Below are 13,599 nucleotides of genomic sequence, written 5' to 3'. Positions count from 1 at the left end.
ACACCACGGCACCGGAACCTCGGGAACCGATCGGCACCGCCCGACGACTCCTTATACGTGACCCAAACCGTCGAACCGGAGATCGCCACGCAGGACCCGCGCGCCCGCGCGGACTGGTGGCCGGGGCTGCGCGCGCTTCTGCTGCGGCTGCACACCTACGCCGGGATCCTCATCGGGCCGTTTCTACTGGTGGCCGCCTGCACCGGCCTGCTCTATGTGTTCAGCCCGCAGATCGACAAGCTGCTCTACGCGCACCAGCTGACCGTGCCCGCCGCGCCCGGGAACGTCCCGTTGACCGCCCAGATCGACACGGCGCGGGCCCAGCTGCCGGGCGCCGGGCTGCATTCGGTGCTGCCCTCGGCGAGCCCGACGCAGAGCACCCAGGTGGTCTTCGATGCTCCCGATCAGGGCGCGGAGCACTTCCGTTCGGTGTTCGTGGATCCGCACGACGGTTCGGTGCGCGGCACCCTGGAGAACTACCGCAATGTGCACAATCTGCCGGTGCAGAGCTGGTTCGACGAGTTGCACCGGGGACTGCATCTGGGCCAGTTCGGCCTGTTCTACAGCGAACTCGCGGCCAGCTGGATGTGGGTCCTGGTACTCGCCGGGCTGGTGCTCTGGCTGCGCAAGAGGTTCGTGGCGCGCCGTTCCGGCACCCGGCGGCGTGCGGTGAACGGCAGGCGGCGACTGCTTTCCTGGCACGGGTGGGCCGGTCTCGGGATCAGCCTCGTACTGCTGTTCCTCTCCGCGACCGGGATGACCTGGTCCACCCTGGCCGGGGACAACGTGTCCAAGTTCCGTGCCCAGCTTTCCTGGCAGGCGCCGGAAGTCTCCACGACCCTGCCCGCACGTGCGGCCGTCGGCGCGGACATCGGCTTCGACCGGGTGCGTGCGGCGGTCTCGGACGTGGGGCTGCGCGGACCCCTGGAGATCACTCCGCCGAGCGGTCCGGGCGCGGCCTACGAGGTCAAGCGTGAGGTCCGGGCCTGGCCCGGGAGCATCGACACCATGGCCGTGGATCCGGGAACCGGGTGGATCACCGCCGACCTGCCGTACTCCGGCTATCCGTTCATGGCCAAGCTGAGCCACTGGATGGTGCTGGCGCACCAGGGACTGTTGTTCGGCTTGGTCAACCAGATCGTGCTCGCGATCGTGGCCATCGCCCTGATCCTGGTGATCGTGCTCGGCTACCGGATGTGGTGGATGCGTGGCCCGGCGAAACGCGGATTCGGCAGGCTCCCGGCGCGAGGGACGTGGCGCAGGGTGCCCGGAAAGGTGCTCGCCCCGATCGTGCTCGGTGCGGTGCTCGCCGGCTACTTCGCCCCGCTGCTCGGTGGTTCCCTGCTGCTGTTCCTGCTCATCGACGGACTGCTCGCGCTGCGGTCCGGGCGTACGGAGGCCGGCGCGTGATCGAGTCGATGCTGCTGCGGATACTGCTCACGATCCTGTTCGCGGGAACCGGCCTGTGGTGTCTCCACGCCGCCGTGCGCCGATTCCCGAGGGTGCGCCCCTCGGTCGCTGACCGGGTCAGCTGGATCGCGCACGTCCTGATGAGCGCGGGGATGATCGCGATGGCCTGGCCGTGGGGGATGAGCCTGCCGATGAACCCGCAACTGGCGCTGTTCGCGCTCGTCGCGCTGTGGTTCCTCGGTCTCGCGGTACGCGGGCACCGGCCCTGCGTGGGGCACGGCAATCTGCGCAGGCTGCCGCATGTGCACCACGCCGTGATGATGGGGGCCATGGTGTGGATGATCGCCTCCATGCCGATGGCGATGGGCGGTGGCGGAAGCTCCGGAGGCCACCACCACATGGCGATGCCCGGGATGCCGGGAATGGACATGCCCGCCACGCCCTCGCTGCCGGTGGTGTTCGTGGTCGCCAACCTGGTGCTCGGCGCCTACTTCCTGGTCACCTCGCTCGGCTGGATCGCCTCGGCCGTCGACCATGCCCGGGTCGCGGACACCGGACTGAACCGGTTCGCCGCCGGGGAATCCACGTGTCACGCGGCGATGAGCATCGGCATGGGCGCGATGTTGCTGGCCATGCTCTGATCTTTCCTGCTCAGCGCCGAAGCCGCGGCGTGTCGTGCTTCGGCGCGGGACCGAGCTGCTGCTCGAAGTGACCGAGCAGGGCGGCGAGCAGGCCATTGAGCGTGGTCAGTTCGCGTCCGGTGAGCGCCTCGGTGAACAGCTCGCGCTCGAATGCGGTTCGTCGCCCGGTCGCCGCCCGCCATTGGGCGTGCCCGCGCCGGGTCAGCCGCACCGGTTTGCTGCGCCCATCGCTGGCCCCGGCCGGTTCGACGAGCCCGGCGCGGATCAGCCGATCCAGCCGCACGCTCACGGTGCCCGAGGTGAGTCCCAGCGTTTCGCCGAGCTGCTTGGGGGTGCGCTCGTACGGCGGGCCGCTGCGCCGCAGCACCGAAAGCGCTTCCAGGTCGCCGATGGACAGCCCCTGTCCCTCGGCGGCGCTGGCCAGTATCCCTTCACAGGAGCGGATGAGCCTGCCGAGGCGCTGGCGCGCGGCCTCGACCTCCCCGTCGACCCCGGAAGGCATGGACCGTAGCCATTCCGTGAGCTCCGCACCGACCGAATCCGTAACCACTGGACACCTCTTTATATTCAAGCTAATTTATCTTGGGTATCAAGCTACCAGGGTCTGGAGTCGCGGATGCGGAAGGTATGGTTCGTCACCGGGGCGAACAGGGGACTGGGCAACGCGATCACCCGGGCGGCGCTCGCGGCGGGGGATCAGGTCGTGGCGACCGCGCGCGATACCGCGGGGCTGGCCGAACTCACCGAACTGGGCGCCACGGCGCTGCGCATGGACGTCACCGAACGCGGCGGTGTCCAGGCCGCGGTCGGTGCGGCGATCGACGGGCACGGCCGCATCGACGTGCTGGTGAACAACGCAGGGCACGGTCTGATCGGTGCGCTCGAGGAGTTGTCCGAGGAACAGATCGATGCGGTGCTCGACACCAATGTGCGCGGGGTGTTGCACGTGACCCGCGCCGTGCTGCCGCACATGCGCGCCCGTCGCAGTGGGCACATCGTGCAGCTGTCCTCGGTCGGCGGGGTGGTGGCCAATCCGGGGCACGGTATCTATGCGACCTCCAAGTTCGCCCTCGAAGGCATGTCCGAGGCGCTCGCCGGGGAGCTCGCCCCGTTCGGCATCCGGGTCACCCTGGTCGAACCGGGGCCGTTCCGCACCGACTTCGCGGGCACCTCGATGCGGTTCGCCACGCCGATCGACGACTACGCGGCGAGCCCGGCCGGGCAGCTGCGCGAGCGGTTCCCTGCCCAGGACGGAAAGCAGCCGAACGACCCGGACCGCGCGGCGGAATTCATCGTGCGGCTCGCCGGTACGGACTCCGCGCCGTTGCGGCTGCCGCTCGGCCCCGAAGCGGTGGACCGGATCCGGGAGAAGTTGCGGGCCCAACTCGCGGAGCTGGAGCAGTGGGCCGAGGTCGCGGCGGACACCCGGTTCGCTGGGCGATAATCGCCGAATGGACCACGTGTTCCCGAACCCGCTCGGGGTTCATTCGCTGGTGTGGACCGGGGAATGGACACCCGAGGCGGCCCGCGATGCGGTGCGCACGACCGCGGCCTGCGGTTACGACCTGCTCGAGCTGACGCTGCACGACACCACGGCGATCGACACCGCGGGAACCAGACGCCTGCTCGCCGAGTACGGGGTGGGGATCGCGTGTTCCCGCGGGCTCTCCTTCGAGGCGGACCTGTCCAGTGCGGATCCCGAGGTGTCCGCGCGCGGCGAGGCGCTGCTCGGCGAATCGCTGCGGGTCGCGGGGGAGCTGGGCACCAGCTATCTGTGCGGGGCCCTCTACGGCGCGCTCGGCAAGTATCCCGGACCGGCCAGTGCGCGTGGCCGTGCGCATGTGGTCGCGGGGCTCACCAGGCTGGCTGCGCGGGCCGCGGACCTCGGGATCACCCTCGGGCTGGAGGTGGTGAACCGGTACGAGAGCAACCTGGTGAACACCGCGGAGCAGGCGCTGGTGCTGATCGCGGAGGTCGGTGCGCCGAACCTGGTGCTGCACCTCGACACGTATCACATGAACATCGAAGAGCCGGATCTCGTGACCCCGGTGCTGCGGGCTGGCGAGCGGCTCGGCTACGTGCACATCGGCGAGAACCACCGCGGTTATCTGGGTTCCGGGCACCTCGACTTCGGCACCTTCTTCCACGCGCTCGCCGAGATCGGATACACCGGCCCGGTCACCTTCGAGAGTTTCTCCTCGGCGGTCGTCTCGCCCGGACTGACCGCGGACCTCGCGATCTGGCGGGACCTCTGGACGGATGGGGCCGACCTGGCGGCGCACGCGCAGCGGTTCATCGCGGGCGGGCTCACGGCGGCGTGGTGCCGATGAACCTGGAGGCATTGGCGGGCCGCTGTACCGGGCTGCTCGCGGCCGCGCCGTCGCGGCGAAGGGTGATCGTGGGCATCGTCGGGGCGCCCGGAGCGGGTAAGTCCACGCTCGCCACGGTCCTGGCCGAACGGCTCGGTGAGCTCGCGGTGACCGTGCCGATGGACGGGTTCCATCTCGCGCAGCGGGAACTGGACCGGTTGGGTCGTGCCGAGCGCAAGGGCGCCAGGGACACCTTCGATGCCGTCGGGTACGCCGCGCTGCTGCGCCGCTGCCGGGATGCGGAGGATCCGGTGTACGCCCCGGACTTCGACCGCACTCACGAGGAGCCGATCGCGGGGTCGATTCCGGTGCACAAGGCACGGATCGTGCTCACCGAGGGGAACTATCTACTGCTGGGCGAGCCGCCGTGGAACGCGGTCCGCCCGCTGCTGGACGAGGCGTGGTACCTCGCGGTGCCCGAAGAGCAGCGAACCGGGCGGCTCATCGAACGGCACAGGCGGTTCGGGCGCACCCGCGAGCAGGCCGAACGATGGGTGAGCCGGGTGGACGGGCCGAACGCGGCGCTGATCGAGCAGACCGCGCACCGCGCCGACCTCGTCCTGGACGGCTAGCCTGCTCAGGCGCGCGCGGCGTCGAAGCGGGACTGCGCGTCCGCCCAGTTCACGACGTTCCACCAGGCCTTGACGTAGTCCGGCTTCACGTTCTTGTACTGCAGGTAGAAGGCGTGCTCCCACATGTCCAGCATGACAATCGGCACCTGGTTGGCCGGCAGGTTCGCCTGCTGGTCGTAGAGCTGGTGGACCAGCAGCTGACCGCCGAGTTTGTCCCAGCCCAGGATCGCCCAGCCGGAGCCCTGGATCGTGGTGGCCGCGGCGGTGAAGTGCGCCTGGAACTTGTCGAAGGAACCGAAGGTCTCGTCGATCGCGGCGGCGAGCTCACCGGTCGGCTTGTCGCCGCCGTCCGGGGAGAGGTTGTTCCAGAAAATGGAGTGGTTGACGTGCCCACCGAGGTTGAACGCCAGGGTCTTCTCCAGGCCCACGATCGCGTCGAAGGAACCGGCGGAGCGGGCCTCCTCGAGCTTGTCGAGAGCGCCGTTGAGGCCGTTGACGTAGGTCTGGTGGTGCTTGCTGTGGTGCAGCTCCATGATCTCGCCCGCGATGTGCGGTGCCAGTGCACCATAGTCGTACGGCAGATCCGGAAGCGAGTATTTCGCCATGAAAGGATTCCTCCTCGTCGTGTCTACGGAAACGATCATGCAACCTCGATCTCGCTTGAGGTCAACGGGGGTGTGAGCTTCGGAACCAGGTTTTGTCGGTGGCTCCGGTTATGGTGCCTGGCATGGCCCTTTCCGTTACGGAACGCGAACAGTTTCTCGCCGAACCGCACATCGGCGCCCTCTCCGTGCTCGAATCACCCGATCGTGGTCCGTTGAGTGTTCCCACCTGGTACGACTACGAACCAGGCGGCGAACTCCTCATCCTCACCGCGGTCGGCTCGCGCAAGGGCAAGGCGATCGAGGCGGCCGGGAGGTTCACCCTACTCGCCGAGCGAGTCGAGCCGACGGTGCGCTACGTGTCCGTCGAAGGACCGGTGACCGGCATCGTGCACGGCACCGAGGAAGAGCTGGTCCGGATGGCGCACCGGTACCTTCCGCCGGACAAGGCCGCGGCCTATCTGGAGTTCGCCCGCAGCGATCACCCGGATCAGCTCGTGGTGCGGATGCGCCCGCGGCACTGGCTCTCCGCGGATCTCGGCGGATGACCGGTCCAGGACAGCGGTCCGGGTCTGCCCGCGGGACGGAGGACGGGGAGCAGGTTCTCGCCGCCGCGGTCGCCGTCGCCGAACGAGTGTTCGGTCCGGGACTCGAAGCCGCGTACGCTCTCGGCAGCCTCGCACACGGCGGGTTCGCGCCGCTGGTCAGCGACATAGACCTGGCGCTGGTGCTCACCGAGGTGAACGAGCACACGCAGCGCGGGATCGCCGAGATCCGCGCGCGCACCTCGGGAGCGCTGGCCGAACGGCTCTCGGTGTTCTACGCCGACTGGCCCGGTGTGCGCGGTGGCCGGCCGGAACCGGGACGGCTGCCCGCGATCGACCGGCTCGATCTGCTGGAGTCCGGACGGCTGCTGTACGGCACCGACCGGCGCGCCGGGGCCGAGCCACCCGGGCAGCACGAACTCGTGCGCTGCGGTGCGGAGTTCGCCGCGGAGCGGTTCGACGCCGCCTATCTCCGCTGGGTCCGGGACCCGTCCGCGCTTCCCGGGCGCGGGGTGCGTGCGGTGACCAAGCTCGTGCTGTTCCCGGTGCGGTTCCTGTACACCCTGCACGAGGGGCGGATCGGGCACAACGAGGCGGCGGGGCGGTGGTACCGGGGTCCCGCCCGAGAGCTCGTGCTCGCGGCGCTCGGCTGGCGCGAGTCCGGCTTGCCCGCGGATCCGGTACCGCTGCTCGAGCGCGGACTCTCCGGGCTGTACCTGGAATTCCTCGACGCCTACATCGAGGCGGTTCCCGCGTTCGCCGAGCGGCTGCGCGTGGTGCGTTCGGGGCTCACCGCACCGGATTGACCTGTTGCTCCTCGTGCACGGGGAACCGCCGGGGTGTGAGCACCAGCAGCACGAGCAGGACGGCCACCGCGATCAGCAGCATGGCGAGGAAGACGTGGTGTGTGCCCGCGTAGACCGCGCGCGGGCCGTGCCCGGTTTCCGTACTCGCGTTCGACACCGCGCCGTACACGGCCGCGCCGAGCCCGGACCCGAGGTAGCGGGCGAACTGATTGGCCCCGGTGACCACGCCACGCTCACTCCAGCCGACACCGGCCTGCATACCGATCAGCAGGGAGGCAGAGATCAACCCGAACCCGCCGCCGAGCAGGGCGACCGCCAGGATGCACTGCCACACCGATCCGGGGTCGGGCAGCGCGAACAGCACCGCCGAGCCGGCGATCGCGAGCAGCGCCCCGATCAGTGCCGTATCGCGGAAGCCGATGCGCAGATAGCAGCGCGCCGAAAGGGCCGAGGCCAGCGGCCAGGTCAGGCTCATGGTGGACAGCACGAGCCCGGCGGCGATCGGGCCGAGCCCGAGCAGGGACTGGGCATAGGTGGGCAGGAACGTGCTCGGACCGATCAGCAGCAGTCCGAGTCCGGCGGTGGCCAGGCAGGACCCGGCGAGCGCGCGCCGGGACCAGATCCATGGCGGCACGATCGGTTCCGCCGCGCGGCGCTCCGCGAACACCGCGGCGAGCAGCGCCAGGATTCCGCCGCCGAGCAGAACAAGACTCGGCGCGGACAGCCAGGCCCAGGCGGTGCCGCCCTCGGTGATCCACAGGAACAGCGCACCCGAGGCGAGCAGCACCAGCACGGCGCCAGGATAATCGATCCGGTGTGTCGTCTGCGGCCGCTGCTCACGCAGGTACCGCAGGAGCAACAGCAGCGCTGTCGCCCCGATCGGCAGGTTGACCAGGAAGATCCACCGCCACGATGCGTATTCGGCGAACGCGCCGCCGAGTAGCGGGCCGAGGATCGCCGACACGCCCCACACGCTGGACAGCCAGCCCTGCACCCTGCCGCGTTCGGCGACCGAGTAGAGGTCCGAGGCGACGGTGGCGATCATCGACTGCGCACCACCCGCGCCGATCCCTTGCACCGCGCGGAAAACGACGAGCAGCACCATGTTCGGGCTGATCGCGCACAGCGCCGAGCCGAGCAGGAACACCAGGATGCCGGCGAGCAGCACCGGTTTGCGTCCGTACAGATCGCCGAGCTTGCCGTAGACCGGGATGGTCACCGTCTGCGCCAGCAGGTACGCCGAGAACACCCAGCTGAACAGGGTGTACCCGCCGAGATCTCCGACCAGCTGGGGGACCGCGGTCGCCACGATCGTGGTGTCCATCGCGGCCAGGGCCATGGTCGCGACGAGCGCCGCGAGCACCTTGCCGCGGCCGGTGGTTCCGGTTCGCGCATCGATCACCGGGTCATCCTCGACTCTCCTGCGCGGTGGAGGTCAAGCCCGATCAGGAGAGCGAGCCGAGCCGCACCTCACGTGCCCAGATCGCATAGGGCGCGGGTGCCGGGCGCGCCCAGTTCGCGCCCCGGTCGCCGAAGACGAGCAGCGAGTTCCCGGTCCGCACCATGGTGCCGTTGCCCGAGTTCCGGTAATCCACCGAAACCGGCGCACTCCAACGGATCCCGTCCCGCGAGGTGTACAGCCGCAGCCCCGGGCGCCCGGTGAGCAGGGCGAGCCGCCCGCCGGGAAGTGGTTCGAGCACCGGGTAGATGCTGGTGACCGGGAGTTCCCCGGAGCCGGACCGCAGCACCTGGGGCGGGTCCCAGGTGCGCCCGTCGTCGGTGGAGCGTGCGGCGACCATCGGCCGGTAGTCCCCGGTGCGCATGACCGCGAGCAGGGCGCCGTCGGCGGTGTGCGCGAACGCGCCCTCCGCATAGCCCTGGCCCCCGCCCTGCGCGGCGACGGTCGAGCGCACCGTCCAGTCCCGGCCCCCATCGGTGGAGGCGAGCAGCAGCTGCCGGTAGGTCCGGTCGTTCGCGTAGTAGCCGTAGGCGGACTGCAGCAGGGTTCCGTCCGGCTGCTCGAGCGCGCCGTGCACCAGGACGAAACCACCGAGCCGGGTGCCGGGGCGGTCGGTCTCGGTGGAGATCGGCCGCATCGCCTGCGGGGTGTGCAGCACGCCGGTGCGCCGGGTCCAGCTCGCGCCGCCGTCGGTGGACACGCTCGTCTCCACGCTCGCCTCGGTGCTGCTGCCCGTGCGCAGATACGTGTGGTAGTTCGTGGCGAGCAGGGTGCCACCGGAAAGCTTGGTGAGATTCACCGAGGGGACGCTCGGCATCGGATTGCCCGACCGGTCGGTGGTCCAGCTCCGGCCGCCGTCGTCGGAGTACACGTACCGGTTGCCCGCACCCGCGCTGTCGTCGGTGTGCGCCGGGTAGCTCATCCGGATGCGCTCCTCGCGCGGTCCGGGCACGGTCACCGCGGAATTGGGCATCTGCACCGGGGAATCCGAGTGGGAGAGGAGTTCCGGCTCACCGACCCGCGGCTGGGCGTTGTTCGGCCAGGCACGTGCGGAGACCGGCTCCAGCCGGGAGCCGCTGGGCAGCTGCGGTTCGAACCGGACCCCTTCGAGGCGAACCGGTGCCCGCATCCCGACCGGGCCGAACTCGCCGATGACCCGGGGTCCGACCGCCAGGTAGGCACGTTCCCGGTCGGGTGGTACGTAGAGCGCCATGGACACCGGGGAATCCGGCACTGTCCCCGCGGTGGCGATCTCGGTCCAGCCGGAGCCGTCCCACCAGCGGATCGAACCGTCGGCCGGCACGGAGAACCGGAACACCGGTCTGCTGCCCGCGATACCGGTCACCGTCCCGAGCACGGTGACCGTCTGAACCGTGCGTCTCTGCTCGAGGGTGAACCGCAGGGCGAGCGAATCCTGCCGGGTGAGTGCCTGGTACCCACTCGCCGGACCGGTGTTCCCGCCGCCCGGACCGGCCGCGGCCGGTGTGGCCGTGAACGTATTCGCCGCGATCGTGCTGAGGCCGAGGAAGGCGCCGATCAGGCTTGTGTTCAATCGCATACATAGCTCCATTGCTCGTGTGTCCGGGCCGGTCGAGCTATGCATACTGCACCGGAAAGTGCCAGACAATCGCCCTATGCGTGGACATCGGGCGGTCCGGCTCAGCGCACCCGGTCCACCTGCGAGCGCGGTTCGAGGGCATCGCGCAGCCCGTCACCGAGGAAATTGACCGCGAGTACGGTCAGCGCGATCGCCACTCCGGGCGCCGCCCACAGCCAGGGCAGCTTCGTGATGACGGTGAGGCTCTGCGCGTCGGTGAGCATGTTGCCCCAGCTGGCCGCCGGTGGTTGTACGCCGACGCCGAGGAAGGACATGGTCGCCTCGAGCGCGATCGCCTGGGCGAGCGCGACGGTGCCTGCCACGCTCACCGAGGGAAGTACTGCGGGGAGCACATGCCGCAGGAATATCCAGCCGGATCCGGCCCCGGAGGCGCGGGCGGCCCGCACGTACTCCAGTTCCCGCAGGCTCAGCGTCAGCCCGCGCACCAGGCGGGCGATGGTGGGGAACTGGAAGATCCCGATCGCCAGGGTCATCGTGGTGACGCTCGGCCCGATGATCCCGGCGAGCACGATCATCACCACGAGGGAGGGAAAGGAGAGGAACACGTCCGCGCCGCGCATGAGGATCTGGTCGATCCAGCGGCCGAAGAGCCCGGCGATCCCGCCGATCAGGGTGCCCAGCAGCACGCCGATCAGCGCGGCGCTCCCGCCGACCCCGAGCGAGACCCGTCCGGCGTAGAGCAACCGGGACAGCTCGTCCCTGCCGAGCGAATCGGTGCCGAGCCAGTGCCGTGCCGAGGGACCGGAACGGACCAGGTCCAGGTCGATGTCCGTCGGCGCGTAGCCGGAAAGGGGACCGGCGAAGACCGCGGCGAGCACCAGGACGGCGAGCAGCACCGCGGCGGCGACGGCCATCCGATTGCCGAGAAACCGTCTCATGTCAGCCGCACCCTGGGGTCGATGAGCGGATAGAGCAGATCCGCCACCAGATTGGAGATCAGCACGAACACCGCGACCACGAGCGCGAACCCGATGATCACCGAATAGTCGTGGCTCTGCACCGAGGACAGAGCGAGCTGGCCAAGTCCCGGCCAGGCGAACACCTGCTCGATCACCACCGCGGCGGCGAGTTGCTGCGGCAGGTTCGCGGCGACCACGGTCACCACCGGGAGCATCGCGTTGCGGAGGATGTGGCTGCGCGCGATCCGGCCCGGCGAGGTGCCCTTGGCCGCCGCGGTCCGCACGTAGTCGGCTCCGATCTCCCCGAGCACGCTGGAGCGCACGTAACGCAGATAGGGCCCGGCATTGGTCAGCCCGAGCACGAGCACCGGAAGGATCAGGTGCCAGACGAGATCACCGAGACCGGCACCCGATCCGGGGGTGCTGATCCCCGATGAGGGCAGCAACGGCAACTGCACGCTCAGCAGGAAGATCGCCACGATGGCGAGGAAGAACGGCGGGATCGAGACCGCGCCGAGGCTGAGCACGGTCACCGAATGGTCGAGAACCGTGTTGCGGCGCAGCGCGGCCAACGTGCCGAGCGGGATCGCCAGCAACAGCGCGATCGCCAGCCCGATCCCGGTCAGCTCCAGGGTCGGCCCGATGCGCTCGGCGAGCAGTTCGCCCACCGGGCGGCCGTTGACCAGGGAATAGCCGAGGTCACCGTGCACCGCGCCGGAGACCCAGCGCAGATACTGCACCGGCAGCGGCAGATCGAGCCCGAGTTCGTGCCGCTTCGCCTCGATGAACGCCGCGCTGCCCGCGTTCAGCTGCGCGGGCGGGATCTGCATCGCGATCGGGTCCCCTGGCGCGTTGTGCACCAGGGCGAAGATGGCGATGGTGATCAACACGAACACCACGAGATTCGCGGCGATCCGGCGCACCAGGTAACCGGTCATCGGGTGAGCCGCCAGCTCGCCGGGTCCCAGAAAGCGGGCGTGTCCTGGGATCCGGGTGCGCGGAAGCCGTGGACCCGCTTGTTCACTCCCCACAGTCCGCGCGGTGCGTAGAGCCACATCAGATCGGCCATCGCGTTGCTGCGCCGGGCCGCATCGGCGTAGGTGGCCGCACGCGCCCGCGGATCGGCGAGCGCGTTCGCCCGGTCCATCAGCCGGTCGAGGTCGCGGTCGCAGAACAGGTCGATGTTGCCTCCGTCCGGATAGAACTGCCCGCATCCGCTGATCACCGCGACGCTGTTCGGATCGGCCGCGTAGTTCCCGCCGCCGTAGAGCGTCAGATCGTAGCTGCGGTCGGTATAGCTCGGTGGCAGCTGCGCGGCCTGGACCTGGTTGATCCGGACCCGGACCCCGACCTTTCCCAGTTGCTCGGCGACCACCATGGCGGTCAGGTCACGGTCGCGCTGCCCGGGAACCAGCTGCAGGGTGAGTGTGCGGTTCGGATCCCAGCCCGCTTCGGCGAGCAGGGCACGCGCTTCGGCCGGGTCATAGGTATAGGGATCGAGATCCCGCGGGGCCGAACGGTTGAAGAAATCGGAGTTCTGCACCTCCGCGTTGCCGAGCAGTACATTGCGCACGATCTTGCGCCGGTCGACCGCGTAGAGAAAAGCCCTGCGTACCCGCACATCCCGGAAATAGGGCTTGGACTGGTTCAACGCGATCCGCACGAATCCGGCGCCGAGGCCGGAGGCGATCCGTACCGAAGGGAAACCGCTGGCCACGTCCAGATCGGTGGGGGAGAGCGAGGCGATGTCCAGCCCGCCGCTGCGCAACTGGGCGGCCGCGACATCGGATTTCATCATCTTGAGGTAGATATCGCGTATCCCGACTTTCCGGTAATAATATCGGTTCTCGGTCACGTGTACGAATTGGTTGGATCGGTAATCGACGAACCGGAATGGGCCGTTCGTCACCGTCGGGGATCGAAAATACGGTGCCTTCGCGACTTTCTCGACCGAGATCCCGCCGAGTACGTGCGCGGGAAGGATGGGGGAGGTGCCGATCCGCGCGAGCAGCCCGGCGTCCGGTTTCCCGGTCCGGATCACGAAGGTGTGCGCGTCCGGGGCGGAGAGCGCGCTGATGTCCGCGTAGTTGCTCGCGTTCGCCGAGGTGCTTCGCTTGTCACCGAGCAGCCGGTAGGTGAACACCAGGTCCGCAGAGGTCAGTGCGCGGCCGTCGCTCCACCGCGCGTCCGGCCGGAGGTGGAAGGTGAAGGTGCGCGCGTCCGGGGAAACCCGGTAGTCGTGCGCGATCCGCGGTCGCATGCGGTAGTCCGGGCCGACCGCGAGGAGACCCTCCTCGATGAACGAGAGCACCTGGGTGTCCGGCCCGGAGGCGGGTGCGAGCGGACTGAACACCCCGGTGGGTTCCTGGTACAGGTAGACCTGGAGCGCGGAGTTCCCCGCGGCGAGATTCGCCGAGGCGCCCGGACCGGCGCAACCGGCGAGCAGAAGCAGCAGGGCGCAGACGACCGGCCCGCGCGCGGTGTACCCGCGAGCGGGCCGGCTGGATGCGTTCCCGCCTGCCCATCCCCACCGAGCCCGGCGAACATATCGCGTTCCCCGGAGCGGGCGCAGCTCTTTTAGCGAATCGGCCTTGGTCATCTGAAAATTCATCCGTATGGACTAGGTTCGATCTTCTTAGGACGAATTTCCAAGCAATTGTCCCGGTGTCCCTCGCTGC

Annotated in this window: 14 protein-coding genes; 7 read left to right on the top strand and 7 right to left on the bottom strand. The window is 69.3% G+C overall.

All coding sequences use genetic code 11. From position 1 onward, the window contains the following. Window positions 1-57 precede the first annotated feature (57 nt). Window positions 58-1,410, top strand: coding sequence for a PepSY-associated TM helix domain-containing protein (locus tag A37U_RS0118590; protein ID WP_020498174.1), 1,353 nt, complete (start codon window positions 58-60; stop codon window positions 1,408-1,410). After that, window positions 1,407-2,051, top strand: coding sequence for a DUF5134 domain-containing protein (locus A37U_RS0118585; protein ID WP_020498173.1), 645 nt, complete (start codon window positions 1,407-1,409; stop codon window positions 2,049-2,051). Before A37U_RS0118590 ends, A37U_RS0118585 begins: the two co-directional genes overlap by 4 nt. Before the next feature lie 10 nt (window positions 2,052-2,061). Here the strand turns inward: A37U_RS0118585 and A37U_RS0118580 are convergent, their stop codons facing one another. Beyond that, window positions 2,062-2,601 (bottom strand): MarR family winged helix-turn-helix transcriptional regulator, encoded by a 540-nt coding sequence (locus tag A37U_RS0118580; protein WP_026197354.1) that lies wholly within the window; start codon window positions 2,599-2,601, stop codon window positions 2,062-2,064. 66 nt (window positions 2,602-2,667) lie between these two features. Here A37U_RS0118580 and A37U_RS0118575 point away from each other — a divergent pair, with 66 nt between their 5' ends. The 3 genes from A37U_RS0118575 to A37U_RS0118565 are packed head-to-tail and all read left to right on the top strand — an operon-like array spanning window position 2,668 to window position 4,992. Then, complete coding sequence (locus tag A37U_RS0118575) at window positions 2,668-3,495, top strand: oxidoreductase (protein WP_020498171.1); 828 nt, start codon at window positions 2,668-2,670, stop codon at window positions 3,493-3,495. A 7-nt stretch (window positions 3,496-3,502) separates the two neighbouring features. Continuing rightward, window positions 3,503-4,381 carry a sugar phosphate isomerase/epimerase family protein gene (locus A37U_RS0118570; protein ID WP_020498170.1) on the top strand — a complete coding sequence of 293 codons (879 nt, stop codon included), beginning with the start codon at window positions 3,503-3,505 and terminating at the stop codon, window positions 4,379-4,381. Further along, window positions 4,378-4,992 carry a nucleoside/nucleotide kinase family protein gene (locus A37U_RS0118565; RefSeq protein ID WP_026197353.1) on the top strand — a complete coding sequence of 205 codons (615 nt, stop codon included), beginning with the start codon at window positions 4,378-4,380 and terminating at the stop codon, window positions 4,990-4,992. The genes A37U_RS0118570 and A37U_RS0118565 overlap by 4 nt, the downstream gene beginning before the upstream one ends. 5 nt (window positions 4,993-4,997) lie before the next feature. On the opposite strand, the gene A37U_RS0118560 is transcribed toward A37U_RS0118565, so the two are convergent. Then, window positions 4,998-5,597 carry a superoxide dismutase gene (locus tag A37U_RS0118560; protein WP_020498168.1) on the bottom strand — a complete coding sequence of 200 codons (600 nt, stop codon included), beginning with the start codon at window positions 5,595-5,597 and terminating at the stop codon, window positions 4,998-5,000. 122 nt (window positions 5,598-5,719) lie between these two features. Here A37U_RS0118560 and A37U_RS0118555 point away from each other — a divergent pair, with 122 nt between their 5' ends. Then, window positions 5,720-6,142: a pyridoxamine 5'-phosphate oxidase family protein gene (locus A37U_RS0118555; protein ID WP_020498167.1), complete on the top strand. Its 423-nt coding sequence runs from the start codon at window positions 5,720-5,722 to the stop codon at window positions 6,140-6,142. Then, window positions 6,139-6,945: a hypothetical protein gene (locus A37U_RS44240; protein WP_020498166.1), complete on the top strand. Its 807-nt coding sequence runs from the start codon at window positions 6,139-6,141 to the stop codon at window positions 6,943-6,945. The genes A37U_RS0118555 and A37U_RS44240 overlap by 4 nt, the downstream gene beginning before the upstream one ends. On the opposite strand, the gene A37U_RS0118545 is transcribed toward A37U_RS44240, so the two are convergent. The 5 genes from A37U_RS0118545 to A37U_RS0118525 form a co-directional block, all read right to left on the bottom strand. After that, complete coding sequence (locus tag A37U_RS0118545) at window positions 6,929-8,347, bottom strand: MDR family MFS transporter (protein WP_020498165.1); 1,419 nt, start codon at window positions 8,345-8,347, stop codon at window positions 6,929-6,931. The two genes, A37U_RS44240 and A37U_RS0118545, sit on opposite strands and share 17 nt — an antisense overlap. Before the next feature lie 43 nt (window positions 8,348-8,390). After that, the gene (locus A37U_RS0118540) at window positions 8,391-9,962 is read right to left on the bottom strand and encodes a sialidase family protein (protein WP_020498164.1); all 1,572 of its coding nucleotides are present in this window, start codon (window positions 9,960-9,962) and stop codon (window positions 8,391-8,393) included. Window positions 9,963-10,063: 101 nt separating this feature from the next. Then, complete coding sequence (locus A37U_RS44235; RefSeq protein ID WP_063712803.1) at window positions 10,064-10,900, bottom strand: ABC transporter permease; 837 nt, start codon at window positions 10,898-10,900, stop codon at window positions 10,064-10,066. Beyond that, on the bottom strand, window positions 10,897-11,859 hold the full coding sequence (locus A37U_RS0118530) for an ABC transporter permease (RefSeq protein WP_020498162.1): 963 nt from the start codon (window positions 11,857-11,859) through the stop codon (window positions 10,897-10,899). Before A37U_RS0118530 ends, A37U_RS44235 begins: the two co-directional genes overlap by 4 nt. Beyond that, window positions 11,856-13,532 (bottom strand): ABC transporter substrate-binding protein, encoded by a 1,677-nt coding sequence (locus A37U_RS0118525; protein ID WP_083933626.1) that lies wholly within the window; start codon window positions 13,530-13,532, stop codon window positions 11,856-11,858. The genes A37U_RS0118530 and A37U_RS0118525 overlap by 4 nt, the downstream gene beginning before the upstream one ends. Window positions 13,533-13,599 lie beyond the last annotated feature (67 nt).

The sequence above is a fragment of the Sciscionella marina DSM 45152 genome, assembly GCF_000379465.1.
Lineage (GTDB): Bacteria > Actinomycetota > Actinomycetes > Mycobacteriales > Pseudonocardiaceae > Sciscionella > Sciscionella marina.
This window is presented reverse-complemented; position numbering and strand designations above follow the sequence as displayed.